The sequence below is a fragment of the Streptomyces sp. NPDC088116 genome, from assembly GCF_044741745.1.
In the GTDB taxonomy this organism is placed as follows: Bacteria; Actinomycetota; Actinomycetes; order Streptomycetales; family Streptomycetaceae; genus Streptomyces.
Window position 1 is genome coordinate 466,156 of the sequence record NZ_JBIUTF010000004.1, and the last position, 25,526, is coordinate 491,681.

A 25,526-nucleotide genomic window follows, 5' to 3' on the forward strand; every position below is an offset into this window, starting at 1 on the left:
CTCCTCAGAAACCGAAGTTGATCATGTCTCCGTAGTCCCACTTGGCCTTGTATTCGGCGATAGTCTCGCCGCCTCTCGGGGTGAAGGCGTCGTAGACCCGTCCGTTGAAAACCACGACGTAGTGGTGGGTCCACTTCATGGTTTCCTGACCACGGTAGTTGCCGAAGAAATTGCCCGCGGGCCCGAATCTGACGGTCTCACCTCCGTTGAGACTGGCGCGGATCCTCTCGGCACACGTCTTACAGTCACCTGGGCCGTTCGTGATCTTCTCGGCGGCCCGTGGGAATCCGGGAACATTGTGCGCCCCGCAAGGGATGTCGGCGCGGGCGGCCAGGGGCCGTCCGTCCGACCTGCTAGCGATCTTGCATCCGCGCTTCAGCAGCTTCAGGGCGTCGAACGCCTTGTCCAGCGCCTTCAGTTTGGCACTGATGAGGACGTCCGCTGCCAGACCGGAGCAGTGCTCGAAGTCCTTTGTTTCCATGCACTCCTCGAGCTGGCCGAGGCCCGCGAGTTCCTTGGCGCCGTCCCACAGTTGGTCCATGGCGTCTTTGAACTCGTCCCCTTGGGCGAGGATGTCGCAGTAGATGTCGTTGTGCGTACACCAGCGGGCGAAGCCTTGCGGGTCGCAGGGGATGTATGCCTGGCCGCAGCGGTACACCTCCCGGGCGCGTGCCCCGGGGTCGTTCTGCGCCTTCTCCTTGGCCGCGACCGCGGCCTTGCGGCGGGCCTCTTCCTCTTCCTTCAGCTTCTTGACGGTGATGGTGAAGGCTTCGGTGGCCGCCTTGAGCGCGGCTTCCGCGTCCTCGCCCGCGGCGATCGCCGACTGCCGCGCCTGATCGGCGGAGTACCAGGCGCTGGATGCCGAAGCCTGGGCCATTTCCGAGGAGAGCGTGGCGTCGGCGGCCGACCTCGCCGCGTCGTCCGCGGCGACGTTGGCGCTGTTCGCGGCGTTGCGAGCTGTTTTGGCGGACGCAGCGGCGCTGGCCGCGGATGCTTCGGCGTCCTTGGCGTACTGAGCCGCCTTGGCAGCGTGCCCCTGTGCCTCGGTTGCCGAAGCACTGGCCTTGTTCGCCCAGTCGTTGGCCTCGGCGGCCGCTTTACGGGCGAGTGCTGCGACCTTCTGGGCGGTCGCGGCATTCTGCTGCGCGGTGGCCGCGACCTTGGCCGCGTCCGCAATCAGCTTCTGGACCTGCGCCACGTGGGTGGCTGTGAGGTTGTCCTTTCTCTGCGCTTTGTACTGGCCGGAGACAATGAAAGCGTGCAGCGTCTGCGGGGCGCCTTCCAGGGCGATCCGGGCCGCCGACTTCACCTCGGGGCCACCGGTGGAGATCAGCTGAGCCGCTCTGACCCGTTCGTCCTGCGTTCGCGCGGTGTACTGCGTCGTGCCCAGGAACTCGCTGTACTTCTTGGGGTCGCCGGTGGCCAGGGCCTTCTTGCCCGCGTCGGTGAGGATCGGTCCGGCGTCGGAGAGGGTCTGCGCGATAGCGACGCGCAGGCCCTGCGACGCGACTTGGTACTGACCGTCGTCGATGAAGTCGGTGATGGCGGCGGCATCGCCGTCGAGCGCGGCCTCGGCCGCATCACGGACCTCTTTGGCCTCGCTCTCCTCGGCGAGGCGCTCGACATACGAGCGGTCGTCCTGCTCCTTGGCGGTCTTCCAGCCGTTGCGCAGGTAGTCGATGACGACCTCGTCGGGGCCGGCCAGGGCAGCTTCGGCCGCGGCGCGGCCCCATGCCGTGCCGTTCTTCATCACCAACACGGCCAGCTTGCGGCCCTCATCGGCGACGGCCTTGAGATCGGCTCCGGGCTTGGCGGCCTCGGTCACCAGGCGGTCCCGTTCGGCCTCCCGGTCCTTGACCGCCTGCTGCAGCTTGGCCAGCCCGGCGGTCCTGGCGGCGTCGGCCGCCTTCTGGTCCCTGGCCCGCTCGATTCCGGCATTGGTCCGGCCCAGCAGTTCTTCGGCCTCCACCTCGCGCGCGAGCGTGTAGATCCGCTGGGCCTTGAGCACGGAGTCTGCCGCTGTTTTCGCGGCCCCGGTGGCGGCATCGGCGTGATCGCTTGACTTGTCGGCTGCCGTGGCTGCATCGCCCGCGTGCTCTGCCGCATCATCGGCGGCCTTGGCCGCGTTGTTGGCGTGCGTCGCGGCCGACCGGGCGAAGTCGCGTGCCTCGCCCGCAGCTGTGGCTGCCTTGCGGGCCAGGGCTTCGGCGGCAGATGCGGCGCGGTTGGCTTCGGCGGCGTGACGTTTGGTGGCCGCGGCGGCGGCACGCGCCTCGGCGGCTGCCTCGCTGGACTGGCCCGCGTAGTTGCTCGCCTCGATCGCGGCGTTGGCGGCGAGGTTCGCGTTGGCGCCCGCGCCTACGGCGGAGCGGGCGGCGTCTCCGGCGGCGGTAGCTGCCTTGGACGCCTGGTCGGCGGCGTCAGCAGCGAGGTTGGCACCCTTGGCGGCGTTGCGGGCGTTCTCGGCAGCCTTGCGCGCGGCGTCCGCGTTGTTCGCGTCCACCGCCGCATCAGCGGCCGCACTGCGGGCACGGGACGCTGCCTGGGAAGCGCCGGCCGCAGCGGCAGCCGCCTGGGAGGCGGCATTCGCGGCGACGCGCGCCGAGTTGTTCGCGGCGCGGGACGCGTCGACCGCCTTCTGCGCGGCAGCGGCGCCCTGGGACGCGGCCTTGGCCGCCCGACCGGCGGCGCGTGCGGCCTTGTCGGTGTCATCCTTGGCGGCCTCGGCCTCGGACGCGGCCTTCAGCGCCGCTTCCTTGGCGAGCTGCGCGGCCTCAATCGCCTTGGCGGACTCAGCCTTGGCGGACTCGGTCTCCTTGGCAGCCTGTCTGCCCGCTTCCTTCGCCTGCTCCGCGAGCTGGGCGACAGTGGCGTGCTCCTGGTCCTTGTCACGCGCGACGAACTGGCCGACCTCCAGGAACTCCCGGATGTCCTCGGCACTGCCGTTCAGCGCGATACGTCCGGCCGCCCTCACATTGGTGCCACCCACGCTGATGATCTGGACGAGCTGCACCCGCTCGTCCTGCTCACGCTGGGTGTACTGCCCCTCTCGGAGGAACTTCTTGACATCGTCCGTCGTACCGTTCAGCGCGGCCCGCCCGGCGTCCCGCACGATGGGCCCACCCGTGCTGATGATCCGGGCGACTTGAACCCGCTGGTCCTGCTCCATCGGCTCTTCCCAGCCCCAGCTGAGAAAGCTCTCCAGGTCCTCCTGAGTTCCCGCGAGAGCCGTACGGGCAGCAGTCAGCAACTCCGTGCCGCCAACACTGGCAAGCTGCGCGGCGCTCACTCGTTCGTCCTGGAAAGCCAAGTCGTCCACGGACGCGAGGAAGGCCTGCGCGTCGGCGTCGCTGCCGATCAGTGCTGCCTCAGCAGCCGCTTTGACGCCAGGGCCGCCTGCCATCCAGTAGTCGACGACCCGGCCACGATCGGTCGGGGTCGCCTCGGCCAGGGCAGCGATCTGCCCGGTGTCCGGGCGGAGTTCATCCGCCGCGGCGGGGGTGGAGCCCAGCAGGCCCACAATCAGCGCCAGGGGCAGCACGATCAGGCCCAGCGCGCGTATCGCACGTAAGACCCTCTCCACGGCGCCACCAATTTTTCTTCGGTTCACAGACACTCATCTCATCGACTAACAACTTGGCGTGCCATTTATCGGCGACGAGAGCATAACGGTTGATCCTTTACAGGAGCATCACATTTTGTGCCTCGACCCCTGAGGGTGCGTAAACCAATGACTTTCACCCAGCAATCAACCACCCACCCGACCGCCCGGCTGACAAAAGCAGCCAAGTTGGCCGATTCAGAAGGGCATTGATCGCCGCCAAGCATGACCACACTTCATGAAGTAAGAGGCCATGCCGGACATTTCGAAGCGATTCGGTGACCTTGATCACATTGACGGTGCGTCACGGTCGAGATATGTTCCGTCAGCATCTTTACACGTTGATTACACAGGGGTGGGGGCCTTTGGATGCGCAGGCGCCATGCCTGAAAGGAAATTTCGGTGGCTTCTCGTACCCGTAAATTTGCCATTCTCGGAATGAGTACTCTTGCAGTGCTCGTCGGCATTCCGCTCGCTTTTGCCGCCGATTCTTCTACGCGGATCGCGGATGACGAAGCGCCGCCCACGGCAGTCGAGGACTACTCGTACCCCGGCGCCACGAGCATCGAGGCAACCAGGGGCATCAAGCTGAAGAAGGGGGACGGCCGCATCCTTCTGGTGGACTGTGACCGGTCAGCCAGTCAGATCAGGGTCCTGACCGTCAAGGACCCCGCCGCCAACAGGGATGAGATCTACTGCTTCCAGGCCACTGCCAGAACGGGCTACGTCACACTCGAACTCCCGCGGGTCTTCGGCCTGGAGACGACGGACCACCCCATCAGTGCGGACCTCACCGCCGGGGGCAGGACTGAAACCGTCGTAGTACCCAAGGACGATTTCAAGAGTGTTGGTGAAGGCACCCCCGGCGGCGCCCAGTCCGTCCTCGTCGAAATCCGCGTCACCGGGTAGCCAACTCCTGGCCCAAGCCAGCCCTGGCCCTCTCGACTCCGCCCGGCAGCGCATACCAAGACAGGGCCGCATACCAAGACAGGGCGCTCACCGAAGTGTTCGGCAGAACATGCCCTGCACCCCGCCACCCCGATCCAGCCCGCAGCCCAGCCTCTGCGAGCCGGAGCCGGAACCGCGCTGCCCGCCCACGGCCCTTTCACTACCGCATGAAGGAACCCACTCCATGATCAGCAGACGTCCGCGTCCGGCGCGGACCGCCGCGCTTCTCGCGGCAGTTGTCGCCGCCGGTGTTCTCAGCGGCCCGTCCGCACAGGCCGTGGCAGGTGATACCGCCACAGACGGCACCTACGGATTCACGGCGAAGATCGACGTCGGAGGCGTACGCGCCTGCTCCGGCACCCTCATCAACAACCAGTGGCTTCTCAGCGCAGCAAGCTGCTTCGTCGATGACCCTGCCCAGGCTTCTTCCCTCCCTGCCGGTGCGCCCGCGCGCAAATCGACCGCCACCATCGGACGAACCGACCTCACCAGCACCGCCGGTGAGGTGCGGCAGATCATCGACCTGGTACCCCGTCAGGACCGGGACCTGGTGCTGGCCAAGCTCGCCACTCCGGTCTACGGCATCGCGCCCCTGCGCCCCTCGACCACCGGCCCCGCTGAGGGGGAGGTACTCAAAGGTGCCGGCTACGGCCGTACCAAGGACACCTGGATCCCCAACCGTCTCCACACCGCGGCCTTCACCACCGGCCCGGTCCAGGACACCGCCGTCAGCATCGACGGCACCCCGGTCTGCAAAGGCGACACCGGCGCGCCCGCCTTCCGGGAGAAGGACGGCCGCCTGGAGCTTGTCGCCGTCGCCAGTACCTCGTGGCAGGGCGGTTGTCTCGGATCCGACGAGGCACGCACCGGAGCGGTGGCCAGCCGTGTCGATGACATCCGGACGTGGATCAGGGAGTCCACCGCCTCCACGCTGAACGCCTGGAAGCTGCAGCTGGTGACCAAGACGAGCAGCGGTCTCTACCACGCGATGCGGGACAGCAACGGCGACTGGACAGGCTTCGGCGACGTGCAAAAAGTCGCCGGCACCATCGAGGACGTGAAGTTCGCCGCCGACGCCGCGATCTCGGGCAAGAACTATGTGTTCGCCCTGGGCGGCGACGGACACCTGTACCAGGCCAACCGACGAGCCACCGGCGGCTGGGAAGCATTCCGCGACATCACCCCGGAAATCGGCGCCAAGGCCGGGCTGACGCGAGTGGCAGTGACCTCCACCGGCAAGGGTCTGGCTCTGATCGGCCTGGCGGGCGGCCGGATCTACCACACCATCCAGGACCCCGACGAGAAGTGGGGCAAGTGGGGAGACGTCACCGCCAAACTCGGCACACTGGGCAACGCCACCCAGGTCACTACCGCACAGACATCAGGCGGTGAGACCCAAGTCGGCGTCGTCGCCGACAACAAGGCCTACCACGCCATCCGGCACACGGACGGCACGTGGAGCGAGTCCTGGGGCCGCGTCAGCAACCTGCCCACCGGACTCGACTCGATCAATGGAATGGCCTTCGCCGGCATCGGAGGCGACCTTCAGATCGCGCTCTCCAGCCCCACCGGTGACATCAAGCACGCGATCCGAGCAAGCAACGGAAGCTGGAGCGCCTTCGGAAACCTCAGCGGAAAACTGGGCCCCCACCAACCCGCCGTCAGTGTGGACGCCGCCGCGGTGAACGGCGAATTCCAGACCGTCATCGTCACCACGGACGGAAGGATCAAACACGCCCTGCGGCACACCGACGGAACATGGGACGCCGCCGACGAACCCACCGGCTACCCCGGAACACCCACCATGGCCGCCATCACCGGCAGCACCAGCTGACAGGTTGGCCTTCACCGACTGCAAACCGGTGACACCTGCGGTCGGTTCCGCCTGTCGCCCTCCGCGATACGGAGCCGTCGCAACTGGTCATGGAACTCCTTGACCAGCCAGTTCTGCCACCACCGGCGGAGGAGCGTGTAGCAGCCTCAGGCAGGGGAAGTCGGCCGGCGTCGAGCGCTACTCAGCACTCCAGCGGTAGTTCGCTGTTGTCGCTGGTCAGGGGCCGCTTTTCGAGTACAGCGGGTCGATGATGTGTCAGGTTGCGGCAGTTCGTGACCATCGGCGCGGCGGGGTGTTGTTCGCGTTGTGCAGGAGATGGAGCTGGTGGCCGGGTGGGCTGCCGAACTGGAAGAGCTGCTGTTGCTCGTGGGACAGCGGTTCAGCCGGGCGGACCTTCGGTGGCGGATGCGGGCACATATCCGCGCGGCCTGCTGTCTCCGGTGGGCCGCAAAACGGCTGGCGGCTCGCTGAGTTCGCAGGTGCTCGCTGAGTTCGCAGGTCACAGCATGTCGGACGGGCTTCAGCGCGTGCTGAACCGCGCGTGCTGGGGCGCCGAAGAACTCCGCAACGATGTGCAGGCATACGTGGCCGGGAGTCTCGGCGACGAAGACGGTGTCCTGATCATCGACGACACCGGGTTCGTCAAGAAGGGCGTCACCTCTTTCCAGGCCACGAAGAACGAATGTGGCCTGGATCAGTACGAAGTTCGCCAGTATCCGGGCTGGTACCGGCAGGTCACCCCGGGCAAGAACGCCAGCGCGCCCCCTCGACGGTACGCCCGGCGGTGGCGCAGGCATGCGGCCGCTCACATGGGTCCCGCGCGCACACCTCGCCCGCGAACTATGGTGCCCCACCACATGTGCTCCTGACCTGCGTGTTTCTACGGTGTTGCGACACGGAATCGTCCCAGATACTCGCCCGGAAGTGGTGACCATGGCTGCCTCGGCATCCGCTCCGCCAACACCCAGCTCGCTCAAACGCATCGTCGCCGCCAGCCTCATCGGCACGACCATCGAGTGGTACGACTTCTTCCTGTACGGATCCGCAGCGGCTCTGGTGTTCAACAAGCTGTTCTTCCCCGACGCCGATCCGCTCGTCGGGACGTTGCTGTCTTTCCTCACCTATGCCGTGGGTTTCGCCGCGCGGCCGCTCGGGGCGTTGGTGTTCGGCCACTACGGGGACCGGCTCGGGCGTAAGAAGCTGCTGGTTCTCAGTCTGTTGATGATGGGTGGGGCGACGTTCGCCATCGGGCTGCTGCCCACTCACGCCACCATCGGTACGGCCGCTCCCGTGCTGTTGACCGTGCTGCGGCTGATCCAGGGGTTCGCACTCGGTGGTGAGTGGGGCGGGGCCGTGCTGCTGGTGTCGGAACACGGGGACGCCAAGCGGCGTGGATTCTGGGCCTCTTGGCCGCAGACCGGGGCTCCGGCCGGGCAACTGCTCGCCACCGGGGTGCTCTCGGCGCTGACCGCGCTGCTTTCGGACGACCAGTTCGTCTCGTGGGGATGGCGCATACCGTTCCTGCTCTCCGGCGTTCTGGTGATCGTCGGCCTGTGGATCCGGCTCTCCGTCGATGAATCCCCGGTCTTCAAGGCCGCGTTGGCCCAGGCCGCGGAGCGCAAGGCCGCGGTCGGCGGGGCCGGGGCCGAGAAGATGCCGCTGGTCGCCGTACTGCGACACCACTGGCGGGACGTACTGGTGGCGATGGGTGCGCGTATGGCGGAGAACATCAGCTACTACGTGATCACCGCGTTCATCCTGGTGTACGCGACGAACTCGGCGGGGCTGAGCAAACAGACCGCGCTCAACGCCGTACTCATCGCCTCCGCCGTCCACTTCGCGGTCATCCCCGCATGGGGCGCGCTGTCGGACCGTATCGGCCGCAGGCCCGTGTATGTGATCGGCGCGGTCGGGGTCGGGGCCTGGATGTTCCCGTTCTTCGCCCTGATCGACAGCGGGGGCTTCGGCAATCTGATCCTTGCCGTCACGGTCGGCCTGGTGCTGCACGGTGCGATGTACGCGCCGCAGGCGGCCTTCTTCTCGGAGATGTTCGCGACCCGGATGCGCTACTCGGGTGCGTCGATCGGCGCGCAGTTCTCCTCGGTCGCGGCAGGTGCGCCGGCGCCGCTGATCGCGACGGCGCTGCTCGCCGACTACGACAGCTCGACGCCGATCGCCCTGTATGTCATCGCCGCCGCGCTGATCACAGTCGTGGCCATCGCGTGTGCGCGGGAGACCCGGCACAGCGATCTGACGGATGTCGACCCGGATCCCGGTTGGTCGGGGGTGCCCCCGCCGCGACAGGCCGACGCCGACTCCCGTACCCCCAGCGCCTGATGCGTCCGGTGGACGGTGAACTGGGCGATCACCGTTCGCCGTTCAGCGGACCACGGCTTCGGACATGGCGTACAGCCGCAGGGCCAGTTGAATCTCCAGAGCGCGCGCCGGTGACTGCCAGTCCGTGCCGAGCAGCCGGGCGACGCGTTCCAGGCGCTGGGCGACCGTGTTGACGTGGACGTGCAGTTCGTCCTTCGTACGGGCCGGGCTCGTCCCGGACGCGAAGTAGGCACTCATGGTGCGGACCAGATCGGTGCCGCGACGCAGGTCGTAGGCGATGACTTCACCGATGGTGCGGTGCACGAAACCCTCGATGTCCCGGGCGTCGGCGAGCAGCAGTCCGAGGAAACCGAGGTCCTGGGCGGCGGCGCCGTCGCCCGACCGGCCGAGCAGCCGGAGCGCGTCGAGGCAGCGCCGGGCCTCCGTGTACGCCTCGGCTGTCGCGCCCGGACGCGTGGCGGGTGAGTCAACAGCCGCGGAGGCGCCTACGGTGACGGGCTCGCGCAGGGCCCCGCCGAGTTGCCTGGCCGTACGGCGGGCGAGGTCGGCGGCGGTGTCGTCGGGGGCGAGCGGCAGTAGCAGGACGGTACCTCCGTCGCGCGTGGCGGCCAGTCCGTGTCCGGTGGCGGCGAGATGGGACGCGGCGGACCACAGCCTGCGTGGGTCGGCCGTCTCCCGTTCGGTGGCGCCGGGCGTGCCGGGGGCGGGGCCGTCGATCCGGGCGGCCAGCACCACATGCGGCGCGTCGAGGTCCGCGTGGAGCCGGAACGCCCGCTCGCGCAGCAGGACGGGATCACGGTCGGGGGCGTCGAGGAGGTCGTCCAACAACTCGCCGCGTACCCGCTGCTCGGCCTCTCCCGCGGAGCGACGGGCCAGCAACAGCAAGGAGGTCACCATGGCGGCCCGCTCCAGGGTGCGCTGGTCGACGGAGTCGGGACCGGGATGGCCACGCAGGACGAGCGCGCCGAGCAGTTCGCCGCCGGCCCAGACCGCGGCTCCCCAGACCTCGCCGTGGCGCGTGGCACGGCCTTCGGTGCCGGTCAGGTCCAGCGCGGTCACGGAAGGGGAATCCGGACCGGCGAACTCCACCGTGCCGTCCAGTACTTCGGAGAGCGCGCTCGCCACGTCATGGACACCACCACCGCCCAGGACCAGTTCGGTCAGCCGGTCGTGCACGTCCGAGGCGCGCTCGATGGCCGCGCTGTGTTCCTTGATGATCTCGTTGGCCTTCTCCAGTTCCGCGAGCGCCGAGCGGGTCTCCCCGAGCAGATTCGCGGTGTCGATGGCGACCGCCGCGTGGGCGGCGAACGAGCCCAGCAGTGAGATCTGTTCACGTTCGAAGACCCGGGCGTGGCGGTCCGCGGCGAAGAGCACCCCGATGACCTGGCTGCCGAGCATCAGCGGCACACCGAGGATGGCGACCAGCCCTTCGTCGCGTACGCCGGAGTCGATGGCCCGGGTGTGCTGGAAACGCGGGTCGTCGAAGTAGCTTTCGGTGACATACGGCCGCGCGGTCTGGGCGACGAGTCCGCCGAGCCCCTCCCCCATCCCGAGCCTCAGCTGCTGGAAGCGGGCCGCCACCGACCCCTCGGTGACTCTCATGTACGTGTCACCCGCGGCCGGGTCGTTCAGGCACAGATAGGCGACCTCGGTACCGAGCAGCGAGCGCACGCGCTGCACGATCGCCCGGAGCACGGCGTCGAGATCGCGCAGTCCCGCGAGATCGTGCGCGGTTTCGAAGAGCGCCGTCAGCTCGGCCTCGCGGCGCCGTCGCTCCGCCAGCTCGGCCCGCACCTTCAGGGCGAGCCGCTTGGCGTGCTCCAGTGCGGCCAGCACCTCCGGTCCCCCGCCGTCCGCGCGGGCCAGCAGCACGGGCCGGTCGTACGCCTCCGCCGCCGCACCGCGCGCGAGGAGTTCCAGGTAGGAGACCTGGTCGTGGTGGGCGGCGTGGGAGTTGGGCTGCGGTTGGGACATGGACACAGCATTATCTGTCATTCGGCCGGCCACGCCAGCCCTGTGGACAACGGAAGCGCCGTGGACAGCTCGGCTCCGGTGATCCGGCGAGCGTGCGTCCCAGGCATCGCGGGCCCGGAAGGATCCGCCGGACCGGACCTAATGCGCGGTCCAGCCCCCGTCGAGGCTGAGCGACGTGCCCGTGATGAAGGACGCCTGTGGGGTGCAGAGATAGGCGACCGCCTCGGCGACCTCGTCCGGTTCGAGGAGACGCTTCAGGGCGGAGTCCTGGAGCAGGACGTCCGCAACGACTCTTTCCTCGGGGATTCGGTGCGTCTGTGCCTGGTCCGCGATCTGCTTCTCGACCAGTGGCGTACGCACATAGCCGGGGTTGACGCAGTTGGAGGTGACCCCGTGCGAGGCGCCTTCGAGGGCCGCGGTTTTGGAGAGTCCTTCGAGACCATGTTTGGCGGCTACATATGCCGACTTGTAGGGGGAGGCGCGCAGCCCATGTACGGAGGAGATGTTGACGATCCGGCCCCATCCCTCTGCGTACATGTGCGGAAGCGCGCCCCGGATCAGCCGGAAGGGCGCCTCCAGCATGACGGTGAGGACGGTGTGGAACACGTCGGGCGGAAAGTCCTCGATGGGGCGGACCAGTTGCAGCCCGGCGTTGTTGACCAGGATGTCCGCGCCTTCGGCCGCCTTCTCCGCCGCGTCGAGTTCGGTCAGGTCGAGGACCCGCGCGTCGAAGGTCCCCGCCGACCCGGCGGCTTCGGCTTCTCCGGCCAGGGATGCCAGCCCCTCGCCGTCCCGGTCCACCGCTCTGACCCTGGCGCCGGCCGCGGCGAGCCGCAGCGCGCAGGCGCGGCCGATGCCGCTCGCGGCGCCGGTGACCAGCGCGATGCGGCCCTCGAGATCGAGAGCGACAGAAGCGATCCCACTGGGAGCAGGGGCGATGTCGGGGGTGGCGGGGCCCTTGGCGGCCGGGCTGTCCGCGGGGCGGAGGCCTGGCGTACGCGGGGCAGGACCTGGTGTGGTGGGCGCGGTCATATTCCGCACCCTAAGCAGCGCTCGGAGTCCCACCGATATGGTTGGCGCCCACACTTCACTGTGGGGTGGTGGGTTCGAACCATGCCTGATCCCGGCCCGCGACGGCGAACATCAGCCGAGCGAGGACGAACTCCGCTTCCTCGCCGTGCTGTTTCTCGTCGCGGGACACGGGACCGGCCACCGACTTCATCGTCAACGCCGTCCTGGCTCCGCTCCAGCGCCCCGACGGTTCACGGTGCCCGGCTCGGGCGTTCCGGCCCGGGGCACCGCGCGGCTCAGATCGTGGCGGTGTCGATCACGAAGCGGTAGCGCACGTCGCTGTTCAGGACGCGCTCGTAGGCCTCGTTGATCTGGCTCGCCTCGATCAGCTCGATCTCGGCACCGAAGCCGTGCAGGGCGCAGAAGTCGAGCATCTCCTGGGTCTCCTGGATTCCTCCGATGCCGGAGCCGGCCAGGGTCTTGCGTCCGCCGATCACCGAGAACAGGTTGACCGAGACGGGCTCCTCGGGGGCGCCCACGTTCACCAGCGCGCCGTCCGTCCTGAGGAGGGACAGGAACGCGTCGAGGTCGAGCGGCGCGGAGACCGTGGAGAGGATGATGTCGAAGGTGCCGTTCAGCTCCTCGAAGGTCTTCGGGTCGTTGGTCGCGTAGTAGTGGTCGGCGCCCAGCTTCAGACCGTCGTCCTTCTTGCGCAGCGACTGGCTGAGCACGGTCACCTCGGCACCGAGCGCGTGCGCGATCCGGACACCCACGTGACCGAGGCCGCCCATGCCGAGGACCGCGACCTTCTTGCCGGGGCCGGCGTTCCAGTGCCGCAGCGGGGAGTACGTGGTGATGCCCGCGCACAGCAGGGGCGCGGCAATGTCGAGGGCGAGACCGTCCGGGATGCGGACGGTGTAGTTCTCGTCGACGACGAGGTGGGTGGAGTAGCCGCCGTAGGTGGGCTCGCCGTTCTTGTCGAGGGCGTTGTACGTACCGACGTGGCCCCCGAGGCAGTACTGCTCCAGTCCCGCCTTGCAGTTCTCGCACTCGCGACAGGAGTCGACCATGCAGCCGACGCCCACGCGGTCACCGACGGCGAACTTGGTGACACCCGGACCGGTCTCGGAGACGATTCCGGTGATCTCGTGGCCGGGGACCATGGGGTAGATGCCCTCGCCCCAGCCGTCGCGGGCCTGGTGGATGTCGGAGTGGCAGATCCCGGCGAACTTGATGTCGATCAGGATGTCGAATTCGCCCACCGGGCGGCGTTCGATCGTGGTGCGCTCCAGCGGGGCCTTGGCGGCGGGAGCGGCGTATGCGGCAACGGTGGTCATGCTTGGGGGGTCTCCTCGAAAAGGCTTCGCGCGTCCGGAACCGTGTCGTCCTGGGCGTGTTCACCAGCGTGCCTGGCGCGGGGACGATTACCCAGGTCACCGTCTTGCGTACGTCCGGTGGTCCTACCACCAGCGGGATCAGCCTCCGGTGCGTACGACCAGGAATACTGGAGGCATGGATGATCGGGTAACCCCTTCCGGGGCGGCGGAGCCGCTGGACCGGCGAGCCGAGCTGGTCGAGTTCCTGCGCACCAGGCGGGCCCGGCTCAAGCCCGGGGATGTGGGGCTGCCCGACTTCGGACGGCACCGGCGGGTGCCGGGGCTGCGCCGTGAGGAGCTGGCGCAGCTCGCGGGGGTGTCGGTCGCGTACTACACGCGCCTTGAGCAGGGCAACGGGCGCAATGTGTCGGGGGAGGTCCTTGACGCGATCTCCCGGGCCCTGCGGCTCACGGACGCGGAGCACGCCCACCTCACACACCTCGCCAGCCCCAAGAGGCACAAGAAGAAGCAGGCGACCTCCCGGCCGCAGCAGGTACGGGCCGGGCTGCGCCAGCTGCTGGAGGCGGTGGAGGGTGTACCCGCCTACGTCACCGGCCGCCGCTCCGATGTCCTCGCCTGGAACCGTATGGCCTCGGCGGTTTTCGGGGACTGGGGAGAGCTGCCGGTACGGGAGCGGAACTGGGCGCGGCTGGTGTTCCTCTCCCCCGCCTACCGCGACCTGTTCGTGGAGTGGGACTCCAAGGCGTCGGACATCGTCAGCTATCTGCGGCTCTACACGGGCTGCCACCCGGACGACCCGGAGCTGTCGGCGCTGGTGGGGGAGCTGTCCGTGAGGAGTGAGGAATTCCGGCGGCTGTGGGCCACGCACGACGTGAAGGAGAAGAGCCATGGCGTGAAGCGGCTCCAGCACCCGTTGGTGGGTGCGCTGACGCTCTCGTACGAAGCCATGACACTGCCGGACGACAAGGAACAGTCCCTGATCATCTACCACGCCGAACCGGGATCGTCCTCGGCCGAGGCGCTGCGGCTGCTGGCCAGCTGGGGCACGGACGCGATGCGGGCGGGTGCGCTGCGCGCGGGTGCGCCCGCGGAGGCCGACCGGCCGGCCCGGCCCTGATGCCGGAGGGTCCGGCACCGCGTCGGTCTCGACCGGCACGGAGATGTCTGATCGGACGAACGCCGCGCAGGAGGACGACAGCTCTTCTCCGGTGCCGCTGACCGGCGTCGGTGCCGCAGTGCCGCTCGCACGCGGCGCGGGTGCGTGGTGGTTCGCCCGTCGGCGGAAGTCGGTCGACGGCGGCTGACCGAGCGGGGCGACGAGCACTTTACGCACTCGTACGCTTACTCTTTGCGCTTGTGACGGCTCTGTCGGTGCCCCGTGGCAGCCGCCCCGCGCCGTGGAGCCGGGCGGCGCTCTGCGTCGCCCTGGCGGCGCTGATCCATCTGTTCGGCTGCGCACACGGCGCCGCTCCGACGGGGGCGAGCCGCGCCGATGCCGTCCTGACCGCTCCATCCGCCTGCGCGCAGGCGGCGAAGCCGGCCGGCGGGCCTGCGGTGGAAGCGGCAGGCGGCCACGAGGGTGAGGCAGCCCAGTGCCTCGGAGTGGACGAGCCCTCCATCCAGGCACCACGGAACATCGGAGTGGCGGACCAGGCGTCCGGACCTGCAGGGTTCATCGGGACCGACACCCTCACCGCCCTCACCGTTCGGGCCGGGCCCCCTCCGGGCGGGAAATCCGGCAGCTCCACTCATGGCGGCACGCGAGCCCTACTTGGCGTGTGGCGGACCTGACCGGCATCCGAGCCGGTGATCGAAGCGCCTTCGGGCGCCAAGGTCGTATCACGGCTCACGCGGTCAGCTCTTTCTCTTTCCACTCTCACGTGACCGACCGGAGGCCGCATCGCGGTACCGGCCGAGGGAGAAGCACGCCATGCATCACTTCGCAGCACCCGCCGCACCCCTCTTCGCCTCACCGGCTCAACTTCTCGCCGGAACCAAGCGCCCCGCGCAATCCCCCGCCGGACTCGTCGGCGACACACCCGTGTTGTGGGTCGGGCAACCGTTCACCACGAACGGAAGCGGATTCTGGGCCAAGCTGGAGGGCCACAACCCGGGCGGGATCAAGGACCGCACCGCCCTGCACATGGTCCAGGCCGCGCGGCAGCGAGGCCAGTTGCTTCCCGGCGCACGGATCGTGGAGTCCACCTCCGGCACCCTCGGGCTCGGGCTCGCCCTGGCCGGGGTGGCCTTCGGTCACCCCGTCACCGTCGTCACGGACCCCGGTATGGAACCGCTGATGACCGGGCTGCTCACCGCCTACGGAGCCGACGTCCAGACGGTCCGCACCCCGCACCCCGCAGGCGGCTGGCAAGAAGCCCGCCGCCTGCGGGTCGAGGAACTCCTCTCCGTACACCCGGACTCCTGGTGCCCGGACCAGTACCACAATCCCGACAACGTGGCCGCGTACGGGCCACTGGCCCACGAACTCGTCGCGCAACTCGGCCGCATCGACGCCCTGGTGGTCAGCGTCGGAACAGGAGGCCACTCCGCCGGCATCGGATCAGTACTGCGCGGTTACTTCCCCGGCCTGCGTGTGGTCGGGGTCGACACCACCCGGTCGACGATCTTCGGACAGCCCGCCGGGGCACGGCTGATGCGGGGCCTCGGCAGCAGCATCTACCCCGGCAACGTCGCGTACGACCTCTTCGACGAGGTGCACTGGGTCCCCGCCGCCGAGTCGGTGTGGGCGGCCCGCTCGCTCGCACGGTGCCGGTACGCCACCGGAGGGTGGAGTGTCGGCGCGGTCGCCCTGGTCGCCCGCTGGCTGGCCGACCGGCTGCCGCCAGAGTCGAGAATCGTCGCCGTCTTCCCCGACGGGCCGCAGCGGTACGTCGAGACCGTCTTCAACGACGCGTACTGCCAGGAGCACGGCCTGCTCGACCACGAGCCCGCGTCGAAGCCGGAAGAAATCGCACATCCCCACGAGAACACGGTCACCAGCTGGACACGGTGCACCACGGTCGTCGATCCCCTCGGCGCCACGCGCGAGCAGCAGACGGCAGGGGTGACCCGATGACATCCCTGTGGCGGCACACCCGCTCCTTCCCGCCCGCCGTACGCCTGTTGATGGCCAACCAGTTCGCCATCAACCTCGCCTTCTACATGCTCATGCCCTATCTCGCCGCCCACCTCTCCGGGGACCTCGAACTGGCGGCCTGGTCCGTCGGGCTGGTCCTGGGCGTGCGGACCTTCTCCCAGCAGGGCATGTTCCTCGTCGGCGGCACCCTCGCCGACCGATACGGCTACAAGGCCCCGATCATGGCCGGCTGCCTGCTGCGCACGGTCGGATTCGGTCTGCTCGGCTGGGTCGACAGCCTCCCCGCCCTCATCGCCGCCTCCGCCGCGACCGGGTTCGCCGGAGCCTTGTTCAACCCCGCCGTACGCGCCTACCTCGCCGCCGAAGCCGGCGAACGACGGGTGGACGCCTTCGCCGCCTTCAACGTCTACTACCAGGCGGGCATGCTCCTCGGACCACTTGTCGGCCTCGCGCTCCTGGCCGCCGACTTCCGCCTCGTGTGCGCGACCGCCGCCACCGTCTTCGCCGTACTCACCGTGTTGCAGTGGCGTTCTCTGCCAACACGGCACGGCGACTGCGCGGCCACCGGCGGCCCGGCGGACGGGGTGCCGGCGCAGTGGCGCACGGTCGTGGCCAACCGGCCCTTCCTGCTCTTCGCCACCGCCATGACGGGGTCATACGTACTGACCTTCCAGGTCTACCTCGCGCTGCCGCTCGCCGCCGACGGCACCCTGGGAGCCGACGGGACCAGGGTCACCAGCGGCCTGTTCGTCATCTCGGCGGCCGTCGCCGTCACCGGGCAACTGCGCCTGACGAACTGGGCCAAGCAACGCTGGACTCCGCACAAAGCCCTCGTACGGGGACTTGCGACAATGGGGCTGGCCTTCGTACCCCTCGCGCTCACCCCATCCGACGCGCCTGCGACGACGGTGGCCTCTCTGATCATGGCGGTGGTCCTGCTCGCCGCGGGCGGCGCGGTGGTCTACCCGTTCGAGATGGATACCGTCGTCGCCCTCTGCGGCGACCGGCTCGTCGCCACCCACTACGGGTTGTACAACACCGTCTCGGGTCTGGGCATCACCGTGGGCAATCTCGCCACCGGGGCACTGTGGGACTTCGCGCTGCGCCACCACGCCCTCTGGCTGGTCTGGTCCGCCCTGACCACCGTGGGGCTCACCTGCGCGGCGTCCATCGCCGGCCTGGCGCGGACAGGACGCCTCACCGGACCGCGGGCCGCTCAGGTCTCGACCCAGTGCTCGTAGAGCTTGTGGTCCGGGCGGAGGCCGGCCGCCACCAGTTCCCACATCATCTCGTCGCTGCCGCGGCCGAGGGGTCACTGTTGCCCTTCATACAAACCGGCTGAAGCGCCCAAGGGAACAGGGGAACCATGATCGGAGCGTTCACACGTTGAACGCCCGTGAGTTGACGGGTGCTCCGGCGCGCGGCGAAGAGCCCTCATGGATCAAGTCCGGTGGGACTCGGGCCGGTTCACGCCGTCGCCCGTCCTCCCTGCTCGGGACGGACAGGCCGAGACCGGGACGGCCCCGCGCCCTGCGCCTCTCTCAGGCCCGTACCTGGACAAGCGCGTGCGTGCCGCTCGTACGCCAGGGTGTCGCGCTGGCTTCGAGGCCGGTCAGTGTGCCGGGGGCGAGGCCGACGATCACGTCCGACTTGAGGGTGCGCAGTGCGGCCACGGGCCCGGGGAAGTAGGCGGTGCGGTCGGCGAACGAGGTTGTCGGCGCCCAGGCCCGGTCGCCGACGAGCCGCCGGTAGTTCAGGTCGCCCTTCACGACGGTCACCGTGGCGTCCGCGAGGTTCTGCCGCAGATCGTCGGGCATCGCGCTGTACGGGAGAGGCGCGCGGAAGAAGTCGTGGGCGTCCACCACGAGCCGCCCCGCCGCGAGAGCGGACCAGAGGCGCTCGCCGGCCCCGGCCGCGTACCCGGAGGCGTGGCGGAGCCGGCGCAGGCCGTCGACAACGTCCGTCATGGTCGCGTCGGAGACGTAGTACGGATACGGCTTGACGTGCAGGACGGCCCGGTCGGCCCGGCCGGTGCTCAGGAGGTGGTCCAGCAGGACGAGGTCGGGGATGAGCTCCCGGCCCGCGTTGTCCGCCACCAGGTGCACCGAGGCGCCCGCGCCGGTGGGCAGCAGGGACCACAGCCGGGCCGTGTCGTCCGCGACAAGATGGGGATCGACGCCGTCGGTGGTCGTGGCGTCGCAGGAGATACGGAAGCCGAGGTCGGCTCGGTTGCCCCACAGCGAGGCACCCAGCAGAGCGTCCGCCCGGTCGTCGGCGGGCTGTCCGGTGAGGCCGTCGAGGGCGGCGAGTTCGTCGTCCACCACCGTGCCGCTCAGTTCGGCCCCCTTGAAGGGGGCGAACGGGTCGATGCCCTGCCAGGGTCCGGCCGAGAAGTACCCGACGGCTTCGAGGAGTCTGCGGTAGAAGAAGCTCTCGGCCCACAGGAACGGTACGTCGAACCAGGACCGGCCGAAGTGCTCGTGCCCCCAGACCTGCCACCGGTCCCGATCGTGGGCGTCCGGGGCCGGCGGCTGGATCACCCCGTCCGTGATCTCCTCGAGGAGTGCGTCGAGGGCCCGGTGCTGGGCGGGGCCGTACGGGAAGGCGTCGCGTACCCGCTGGATGAGCGCCGGATGGCGGTTGGCCAGTACTCCCCGGGCGAACGAGCCCGGCTCGTTGCTCAGGATCACGGGTGCGTCGTCGGTTCCGGGCATCGCCTTGACGTCCTCCTCGGTTGTTCGACCGCGCGTCGACCACGTATGGGCTCGCCACCGCGTCGGCGGTCAGGCGACAGGGATGATCAGTTCGGGACGGTCCCACATCACGGCCGGCGGATTCGCGGCCTCGGTACCCGTCCGCCGCCCGCCCATACTGAGATAGAAGCCCTCGGCCGGCGGGTGCGAGACGACCCGCACACCGTCGAGCCCGGCATCACGCGCCTGGCCCATCATGTGCGCGACGAGCCGACGGCCGATACCGCGCCCCTGTGCGTCGTCGGCGACGAACATCAGGTCCAGTTCCGGTGGCGTGAGCACGAGTGAGTAGAAGCCGAGCAGCCGGGCGCCGGTGTGGACGTCGGCGCCACCGGCGGCGCCGGCATCTCCGTCAGTGGCCACGAAGACCCGATGCGTCTCGATGTAGTCGGGGCCCACACGGTACCCGGCGACCATCGGCGCGTACGGGCCCTCGTACGCCCCGGAGCGCTGGACGAGCCTGGTGAGCCGCTTGGCGTCCCGCGCGGTCGCGCGCCTGATCGACACGGCGCCGTCGCACACCCTGCCGCCGCCCGCATCCGTCACGCGTGAAGTCATGTTCGACATCCATTGGAGTTCGTCCCAGCTGCCCCGGGAGAGACGGGCAACGGCTCCTCCACACGGTAGTGCACCCAGGTCCCCGCGCCGCCGCGAGGAACATTCCGACGGCGGCACCCCGCGCGGCACGCGTATCAGTCGGCCAGCAGTCCGGCGTCGTGTGCCAGGACCGCGAGCTGTACGCGGTTGGTACGGCCGGTGCGCGTGAGGATGCGGCTGATGTGCGCCTTGACGGTGCTCGCGCTGAGATGCAGCCGGTCCGCGATCTCCGTGTTGGACAGGCCGGTACCGAGCAGCCGCAGCACATCCCGCTCGGCGGTGGTCAGGTGCTCGGTCCGGCGCTGAGCCGCGTCGGTGTCGGGCCCGGACAGCACGTGCCGTTCCAGAAGTCCTCGGGTGATCCGAGGGGCCAGCACCGGGTCGCCGCCCGCGGCCACCCGTACCGACCGGATCAGCTCGACCGGACCGGTGTCCTTGAGCAGGAAGCCGGTCGCGCCCACCCGCAGCGCGCGCGTGACGCTCTGCTCCTCGCCGAAGGCCGTCAGCATCACCACGTGCGTACGGGGGGAGGCATGGGCGATGTCCTCGGCGGCGGCGATTCCGTCCTTGCCCGGCATCTGGATGTCGAGCAGAGCCACATCGATGTCCTGGCCACGGCACGCCGCGACCGCCTCATGGCCGTCCGCCGCCTCGGCCACGACCTCGATGTCGTCCGCGTTCTCCAGAATCAGGCGGATCCCGGCACGCATCAGGGTCTCGTCATCGGCGATGAGAACTCGGATCATCGGCTCATCCTAGACCGACCGGAAATTGGGGGGTGGGAGAAGGAGCGGGGGTGGGTGCGTGACAGGTGCGAGGCGGAGGACCGAGTCGACGCGGAGCGTGGGTGAGGGACGACAACGCGGCAGATGCGCGTACCCACCCCCGCGACGCCGCCCCTCAATTGCCGGTCGGTCTCAGAACCGCTATCGCCAGAAACACGACCAGGAAGATCACGGTGGGCAGCACCACAAGTGCCGCCACGCAGCCCGCGCCCAGCAGACGCGGCCAGGTCAACGCCTCGGCGGACAGGGGCGCGTAGACCTCGGCGTGTACGGCGTCCGGCGACGGAGCGCCACTACGGGGAGAGCCGACCGGCAGGAGGGCGGCCGGCGGAGAAGTGGGATCGGCCTGCTCGGGGAACGCCACCGTCCCGGCCGGGACGGACGGCAGCCTGGCGGCGACCCGGAATCCGCCCTTCGGCACCAGGCCCGCGACGAAGGACCCGCCGAGCAGCCTGACGCGCTCGTCCAGCCCGGCCAGCCCGCTCTGGTTCCCGGCCAGGGGGTGGCCTGTCACGCGGGGCGCTTCGTTGGTGACGGAGACCTCGATCCGGCCGTCCGCGTGGCGGACCTCGACCAGGGTGGGCGCCCCCGCCGCGTGTTTCAGTACGTTGGTCAGCGCCTCGCGCACCACGCGGTGCACGGCCTGCCGGGTGCGCGGGCCCGCGTCGGGCGTGTCCGGCCCTGCCCAGGTCAGCTCGACCGTGACACCCGCCTTCCGCGACTCCGCCACCAGCTCCGCTATGTCCTCGCGAGTGCCCCGGTTCCCTTCGGGGGACTGCGTCGTGAGCTCCTCGCTCCGCAGCACGTCGAGGATCTCGCGCAGCTCGTTCATCGCCGAACCGGCGGTGGTGCGCAGGAGTTCGGCCTGTCCGGCCAGCGGCGGCGCCTGCCGCGCGGCGGTGATTTCCAGCGCCCCCGCGTGCACCGAGATCAGGCTCAGCCGATGGCCGAGCAGGTCGTGCATCTCTCCGGCGATCCGCGCACGCTCCTCCATCCGCGCGGCGGCGGCGGTCAGTGAACGGGCCTGTTCCAGATAGGCGTTGCGCTCGCGCAGCAGCCTGACCAAGGGCCGCCGACGGCCGAGCAACGTCCCGGAGAGCGCCGGGAGTACGAGCAGAAGGAGCACGGACACCACGCGGCCGGCCAGTTCCAGGAGCAGCGTAGGGGCTTCGCGCACACCGGCGAGTGCCGCCAGGGACAGGGCGAGCGCACCGGTCACCAGGACGGCCCGCCATGCTCGTCGCGACGGCGTGATGTCCCGGGTCGCGGACAGCACGATCAGGGGTATCGCCACCAACGTCCACACGTTGTGGCCGACGAGCAGCGGAGCGGTGCCCAGGACGGCCAGGACCGGCCAACGGCGCCGTACGGGGACCAGCAGCGCCGCCCAGCATCCCTCCAGTACCGCCGGTAGCGGCCGGTCGGGGTGCACCGCCAGCAGCGGCAGCAACCCGATGGCCGCCACCAGCAGACTGGCCGTGGCCTCGGCGATCACCGTACGGCGCGGGGTCGCGCGCAGCGCGGCGCGTCCCGTCCGGGTCTCGCGCACCACCGCCCGCCACGTACGTCCGAGCACCTGCGACACAACCGCTCCCGTCCTTGTCCTGGCCTTACCCGTAGAACCATGATGCGGCGGCCGGCAGGCCGGACCGGACGCCGTGCTGCCAGGCCGTAACCCTCGCTGTGCCGCACCGGCCACAGCGGGTCCCTGGGTCACCCGCCCAGCCGGAGGCCGAGCTGCCTGAGCAACTCGGCCGGATCCGCGCCCTCTTCGCGGAGCAGCCGTCGGGGCAGGCCGCCGTTGGGGGACGCGCCCTTGCCGGTGCCGTTCCCCTCGCCGCCTCCGGTCTCTTCGCCGTCGGCGAGCAGCGCGGCCAGCAGGTGTACGGTGCCGACCGCACGTGAGTCGTGCTCGGCGGCCAGCAGGCGGGCCACGGCTGTCACGCGTTCCGCCTCCGGCGAGTACGGCACGTCGGCGCTCACCGGCGCCGGTTCGGCCTCGGTGGCCGCGGCGATCAGCGCGCTCGGCCGTACCCCGTGCGAACGCATCAGCGCGGCGGCGGTGTTGGCGGGTGCCATGTCCTCGGTCAGCGCCCGCCCGGCGACGGTCAGCGCCCGGTCCAGCCCCTGGATCGCCAGCAGCAGATCGACCGGCTCTACCTCGCGCCGGCCGCAGCGTATCGCCTGGCGGTTGGCCTCGCTCCGGAGCGCGAGCAGGACCGGCGTCCCGTCACCGGATCCCCGGGACATCCACGACGCCATGCCCCGGACCCACCAAGTCCCCCGCTCACCCAGCAGCCCGGCCCGGCGCAGAAGTACGACCGTCCGGGACTCCGGTCCGGGCGTCCCGGCCTCGGCCACCGCCTGCGCGTCGAGTGCCGTGGCCGCGGCCGTCAGGTCCACGCGCCGCAGCCTCAAGGCCTCCATCGCCCGGCTGCCGGGGAGGTCCAGCAGTACCCGGGCCACATGACGGCAGCGCACACCGGGAGTTCCCTCCTCGCGCGCCAGCCGCAGGGCCCGGAGCAGGCAGCTGCGCAGCGCCGCGGACGGCTCCGGCCAACCGTCCCAGCCGTCCGGCAGCGAACGCGAGTGATTCGCGGCGGCGAGCCACTGTGCCTCCCGCCACGCGGCGGTGACCTCGATCTCGTCCTCCACGGCCGGCACCGCGCCGTCGTCGGCGTCCTCGTGATGAACCCAGACGCCGTCCTCGCGGGCGGCGACCACACCGCTCAGCGCGCCCGCGTCGCCGGAGCCCCCGGGAGCCAACGCGGCACCGGCCTCGGTATCGCCGCGTACCAGCGCGAAGAGCAGGTGTTCGGTTCCCACCGTCCGGATCTCCAGCCGGGCCGCGCGGCGCAGCATCTGCACCAGCGTCTCCATGGCGTCGGACTCGATCTCGATGTTCGGCGCGATCTCGGCGTCGGCGTTCACGGTGGGTGTCGGTCGCTCTCTCGTCATGGGTTCCCCTTTTGTCGGACCGCGGGCTGCGGGGCTGCGGACGGTTACCGAACCCGTCTGCGACCGACGTTAGGTGGGTGCCGCACGTCCGCACGTCGGCCGACCGGCCACAGTCACTGTCCGATCGGCCATGATCGGCGGGCCGATCGGCCGCACGGCCCGTGGAACGCGCCCCGGGTCCGGTCCGCCAGGACCGCCTGGGGCACCCGCCGCCCCGGGCCGATCGGCCATGATCGGCGGGCCGATCGGCCGCACGGCCCGTGGAACGCGCCCCGGGTCCGGTCCGCCAGGACCGCCTGGGGCACCCGCCGCCCCGGGGCCATGTTCGTCCCTCCCGATCCGTTGACCTCTCCATAACACGCCCTTACGGTTTCGGCGTTCGGAATCACAGATGACGTTCGACATATCGAACAGTGACCTCCGCCCCCCACAAGGGAGACTGCATGAGCCGCAGTGAAATCCCCAGCCGCAGAGTGGTGTTGAAGGGAGCCCTGGCAGCGGGTGCTCTCAGCGCCGTGCCCGGCCTCGCCCACGCCGCCCCACCCGGCGTCAGTCACCGCAATCCCCTGGTCGAGCGGCGCGCCGATCCGTACATCCACCGTCACACCGACGGCCGTTACTACTTCACGGCCACCGCTCCCGAATACGACCGCATCATCCTGCGCCGCTCCCGCACTCTGCGGGGCCTGGCGAACGCCGAGGAGTCGGTGATCTGGAAGAAGCACACAAGCGGCGACATGGGCGCGCACATCTGGGCGCCGGAGATCCATCACATCGACGGGAAGTGGTACATCTACTTCGCGGCGGGCCGCGCCGACGACGTGTGGAAGATACGCGTCTGGGTCCTGGAGAACGAGAGCCCCGATCCCTTCCGGGGCACCTGGACGGAGAAAGGGCGGATCACCACCGCCTGGGACACCTTCTCCCTCGACGCCACCACCTTCACCCACCGGGGCACCCGCTACCTCGCCTGGGCGCAGCACGAGCCGGACATCGACAACAACACCGGCGTCTTTCTCTCCGAGATGGCGAACCCGTGGACCCTGACGGGTCCTCAAGTACGGCTCACCACACCGGAGTTCGACTGGGAGTGCGTGGGCTTCAAGGTCAATGAGGGCCCGGCCGTCATCAAGCGCGGTGGCCGCATCTTCATGTCATACTCGGCGAGCGCCACGGACCACCACTACTGCGTGGGTCTGCTGACCGCCGACGCCCGGGACGACCTGCTCGACCCCGCGACCTGGACGAAGTCCCCCGAGCCCGTCTTCAGCAGCAATGAGGCGACGGGGCAGTACGGTCCCGGCCACAACTCCTTCACCGTCGCCGAGGACGGGCACACCGACGTCCTCGTCTACCACGCCCGGCAGTACAAGGAGATCACCGGCGACCCGCTGAACGACCCCAACCGCCATACCCGTATCCAGAAACTGGGCTGGAAGCAGGACGGCACCCCGGACTTCGGGGTCCCCGTGGCCGACTCACCGGTACGCGACGTCCGGGCGACGACGCGGTACACGATGACGGCGTTCACCAACAGCAGCGAATCCAACATGTACGTGTACCAGTCGGCGGACGCGCTGACGTACACCCTGCTGAAGGGGCCCGCGTACACCCCGCCCTCCGGGCTGATCCGCGATCCGAGCCTGTTCAAACACACCGACGGCTACTACTACATCGTCCACACGACCAACTGGACCGGGAACACGATCGGGTTCGCCCGCAGCAGGGACCGTACGAGCTGGCAGTTCTTCGCCCAGCACACCCTGCCGGTGAGCGGGCTCGCCCGGACCTGGGCGCCCGAGTGGTTCGTGGACGCGGACGGCAGCGTCCATGTGGTCGTGTCGCTCGACACGACCAACACCTCGGTCTTCCGCCCGCATCTGCTCACCGCGGCCAACGCCTCCCTGACCGCGTGGACGGCCCCGCAGCCGGTGGCGGGTCTCGACCGGGCCAACTACATCGACACCTTCGTCGTCCGGGACGGCGGCAAGTACCACGCGATCACCAAGCAGGAGACGACCAAGTACCTGGAACACGCCGTCGCCGACCGCCTCGCGGGCCCCTACACCTTCACCGGTACGGGCAACTGGGCGGGCTGGGGCAGCTGGCGCGAGGGCCCGGCGCTCGTACGGCTGGACAACGGCGGCTGGCGGATCTACTTCGACGGCTACGCGGAGAAGAAGTACTACTACAGCGACAGCCTGGACGGGCTGCGCACCTGGACACCGATCAGGCAGCTGCCCCAGCTGTCGGGATTCGCCCGCCACTTCACCGTGCTGAGAGAGCAGGTCTGA

The 25,526-nt window shown here is 69.6% G+C and carries 19 protein-coding genes; 9 read left to right on the forward strand and 10 right to left on the reverse strand.

The features are described 5' to 3' along the window. Window positions 1–4: 4 nt before the first annotated feature. Window positions 5–3,583: an ALF repeat-containing protein gene (locus tag ACIOJD_RS18995; RefSeq protein WP_401914776.1), complete on the reverse strand. Its 3,579-nt coding sequence runs from the start codon at window positions 3,581–3,583 to the stop codon at window positions 5–7. A 456-nt stretch (window positions 3,584–4,039) separates the two neighbouring features. On the opposite strand from ACIOJD_RS18995, the gene ACIOJD_RS19000 reads away from it, so the two are divergent. The 4 genes from ACIOJD_RS19000 to ACIOJD_RS19015 all read left to right on the forward strand — a co-directional run bounded on the left by ACIOJD_RS19000 (window position 4,040) and on the right by ACIOJD_RS19015 (window position 8,720). Further along, a complete protein-coding gene (locus tag ACIOJD_RS19000; RefSeq protein WP_401914779.1) occupies window positions 4,040–4,510 on the forward strand; it encodes a hypothetical protein in 471 nt (156 codons plus the stop codon). Between the two features lie 223 nt (window positions 4,511–4,733). Beyond that, window positions 4,734–6,383, forward strand: coding sequence for a trypsin-like serine protease (locus ACIOJD_RS19005; protein WP_401914782.1), 1,650 nt, complete (start codon window positions 4,734–4,736; stop codon window positions 6,381–6,383). Between the two features lie 398 nt (window positions 6,384–6,781). Further along, window positions 6,782–7,252: a transposase gene (locus tag ACIOJD_RS19010; protein ID WP_401914784.1), complete on the forward strand. Its 471-nt coding sequence runs from the start codon at window positions 6,782–6,784 to the stop codon at window positions 7,250–7,252. A gap of 64 nt (window positions 7,253–7,316) precedes the next feature. Continuing rightward, a complete protein-coding gene (locus ACIOJD_RS19015) occupies window positions 7,317–8,720 on the forward strand; it encodes an MFS transporter (RefSeq protein ID WP_401914787.1) in 1,404 nt (467 codons plus the stop codon). Window positions 8,721–8,762: 42 nt separating this feature from the next. Here the strand turns inward: ACIOJD_RS19015 and ACIOJD_RS19020 are convergent, their stop codons facing one another. The 4 genes from ACIOJD_RS19020 to ACIOJD_RS19035 form a co-directional block, all read right to left on the reverse strand. Then, entirely contained in the window at window positions 8,763–10,694 is a 1,932-nt protein-coding gene (locus ACIOJD_RS19020) for a helix-turn-helix domain-containing protein (protein WP_401914790.1), read from the reverse strand. Window positions 10,695–10,832: 138 nt separating this feature from the next. Further along, window positions 10,833–11,726, reverse strand: a complete 894-nt coding sequence (locus ACIOJD_RS19025) for a 3-hydroxybutyrate dehydrogenase (RefSeq protein ID WP_401914792.1) — start codon at window positions 11,724–11,726, stop codon at window positions 10,833–10,835. Between the two features lie 55 nt (window positions 11,727–11,781). Continuing rightward, window positions 11,782–11,907: a hypothetical protein gene (locus ACIOJD_RS19030; RefSeq protein WP_401914794.1), complete on the reverse strand. Its 126-nt coding sequence runs from the start codon at window positions 11,905–11,907 to the stop codon at window positions 11,782–11,784. A 94-nt stretch (window positions 11,908–12,001) separates the two neighbouring features. After that, window positions 12,002–13,042 (reverse strand): NAD(P)-dependent alcohol dehydrogenase, encoded by a 1,041-nt coding sequence (locus ACIOJD_RS19035; protein ID WP_401914797.1) that lies wholly within the window; start codon window positions 13,040–13,042, stop codon window positions 12,002–12,004. Between the two features lie 175 nt (window positions 13,043–13,217). Here ACIOJD_RS19035 and ACIOJD_RS19040 point away from each other — a divergent pair, with 175 nt between their 5' ends. The 4 genes from ACIOJD_RS19040 to ACIOJD_RS19055 all read left to right on the forward strand — a co-directional run bounded on the left by ACIOJD_RS19040 (window position 13,218) and on the right by ACIOJD_RS19055 (window position 17,380). Then, a complete protein-coding gene (locus tag ACIOJD_RS19040) occupies window positions 13,218–14,159 on the forward strand; it encodes a helix-turn-helix domain-containing protein (RefSeq protein ID WP_401914799.1) in 942 nt (313 codons plus the stop codon). A 43-nt stretch (window positions 14,160–14,202) separates the two neighbouring features. Beyond that, on the forward strand, window positions 14,203–14,346 hold the full coding sequence (locus ACIOJD_RS19045; protein WP_401914801.1) for a hypothetical protein: 144 nt from the start codon (window positions 14,203–14,205) through the stop codon (window positions 14,344–14,346). A gap of 626 nt (window positions 14,347–14,972) precedes the next feature. Further along, window positions 14,973–16,118: a PLP-dependent cysteine synthase family protein gene (locus tag ACIOJD_RS19050; protein ID WP_401914802.1), complete on the forward strand. Its 1,146-nt coding sequence runs from the start codon at window positions 14,973–14,975 to the stop codon at window positions 16,116–16,118. Then, window positions 16,115–17,380, forward strand: coding sequence for an MFS transporter (locus ACIOJD_RS19055; RefSeq protein WP_401914805.1), 1,266 nt, complete (start codon window positions 16,115–16,117; stop codon window positions 17,378–17,380). Before ACIOJD_RS19050 ends, ACIOJD_RS19055 begins: the two co-directional genes overlap by 4 nt. A gap of 300 nt (window positions 17,381–17,680) precedes the next feature. Here the strand turns inward: ACIOJD_RS19055 and ACIOJD_RS19060 are convergent, their stop codons facing one another. The 5 genes from ACIOJD_RS19060 to ACIOJD_RS19080 form a co-directional block, all read right to left on the reverse strand. Beyond that, on the reverse strand, window positions 17,681–18,853 hold the full coding sequence (locus tag ACIOJD_RS19060; protein WP_401914808.1) for a damage-control phosphatase ARMT1 family protein: 1,173 nt from the start codon (window positions 18,851–18,853) through the stop codon (window positions 17,681–17,683). A gap of 69 nt (window positions 18,854–18,922) precedes the next feature. Further along, complete coding sequence (locus ACIOJD_RS19065; RefSeq protein ID WP_401914810.1) at window positions 18,923–19,450, reverse strand: GNAT family N-acetyltransferase; 528 nt, start codon at window positions 19,448–19,450, stop codon at window positions 18,923–18,925. 134 nt (window positions 19,451–19,584) lie between these two features. Next, the gene (locus ACIOJD_RS19070; protein WP_401914812.1) at window positions 19,585–20,235 is read right to left on the reverse strand and encodes a response regulator; all 651 of its coding nucleotides are present in this window, start codon (window positions 20,233–20,235) and stop codon (window positions 19,585–19,587) included. Between the two features lie 154 nt (window positions 20,236–20,389). Continuing rightward, window positions 20,390–21,859: a sensor histidine kinase gene (locus ACIOJD_RS19075; RefSeq protein ID WP_401914814.1), complete on the reverse strand. Its 1,470-nt coding sequence runs from the start codon at window positions 21,857–21,859 to the stop codon at window positions 20,390–20,392. Window positions 21,860–21,987: 128 nt separating this feature from the next. Further along, window positions 21,988–23,232 carry a Clp protease N-terminal domain-containing protein gene (locus tag ACIOJD_RS19080; protein WP_401914817.1) on the reverse strand — a complete coding sequence of 415 codons (1,245 nt, stop codon included), beginning with the start codon at window positions 23,230–23,232 and terminating at the stop codon, window positions 21,988–21,990. A 443-nt stretch (window positions 23,233–23,675) separates the two neighbouring features. Here ACIOJD_RS19080 and ACIOJD_RS19085 point away from each other — a divergent pair, with 443 nt between their 5' ends. Then, on the forward strand, window positions 23,676–25,526 hold the full coding sequence (locus tag ACIOJD_RS19085; protein ID WP_401914820.1) for a family 43 glycosylhydrolase: 1,851 nt from the start codon (window positions 23,676–23,678) through the stop codon (window positions 25,524–25,526).

Coding starts and splice junctions, on each gene's coding strand:
- ACIOJD_RS19005 (WP_401914782.1), top strand. CDS start 4,734: ATGATCAGCAGACGTCCGCGTCCGGCGCGGACCGCCGCGCTTCTCGCG.
- ACIOJD_RS19000 (WP_401914779.1), top strand. CDS start 4,040: ATGAGTACTCTTGCAGTGCTCGTCGGCATTCCGCTCGCTTTTGCCGCC.
- ACIOJD_RS19040 (WP_401914799.1), top strand. CDS start 13,218: ATGGATGATCGGGTAACCCCTTCCGGGGCGGCGGAGCCGCTGGACCGG.
- ACIOJD_RS19085 (WP_401914820.1), top strand. CDS start 23,676: ATGAGCCGCAGTGAAATCCCCAGCCGCAGAGTGGTGTTGAAGGGAGCC.
- ACIOJD_RS19015 (WP_401914787.1), top strand. CDS start 7,317: ATGGCTGCCTCGGCATCCGCTCCGCCAACACCCAGCTCGCTCAAACGC.
- ACIOJD_RS19070 (WP_401914812.1), bottom strand. CDS start 20,235: ATGATCCGAGTTCTCATCGCCGATGACGAGACCCTGATGCGTGCCGGG.
- ACIOJD_RS19065 (WP_401914810.1), bottom strand. CDS start 19,450: ATGACTTCACGCGTGACGGATGCGGGCGGCGGCAGGGTGTGCGACGGC.
- ACIOJD_RS19055 (WP_401914805.1), top strand. CDS start 16,115: ATGACATCCCTGTGGCGGCACACCCGCTCCTTCCCGCCCGCCGTACGC.
- ACIOJD_RS19080 (WP_401914817.1), bottom strand. CDS start 23,232: ATGACGAGAGAGCGACCGACACCCACCGTGAACGCCGACGCCGAGATC.
- ACIOJD_RS19045 (WP_401914801.1), top strand. CDS start 14,203: ATGTCTGATCGGACGAACGCCGCGCAGGAGGACGACAGCTCTTCTCCG.
- ACIOJD_RS19025 (WP_401914792.1), bottom strand. CDS start 11,726: ATGACCGCGCCCACCACACCAGGTCCTGCCCCGCGTACGCCAGGCCTC.
- ACIOJD_RS19020 (WP_401914790.1), bottom strand. CDS start 10,694: ATGTCCCAACCGCAGCCCAACTCCCACGCCGCCCACCACGACCAGGTC.
- ACIOJD_RS19050 (WP_401914802.1), top strand. CDS start 14,973: ATGCATCACTTCGCAGCACCCGCCGCACCCCTCTTCGCCTCACCGGCT.
- ACIOJD_RS19060 (WP_401914808.1), bottom strand. CDS start 18,853: ATGCCCGGAACCGACGACGCACCCGTGATCCTGAGCAACGAGCCGGGC.
- ACIOJD_RS19035 (WP_401914797.1), bottom strand. CDS start 13,042: ATGACCACCGTTGCCGCATACGCCGCTCCCGCCGCCAAGGCCCCGCTG.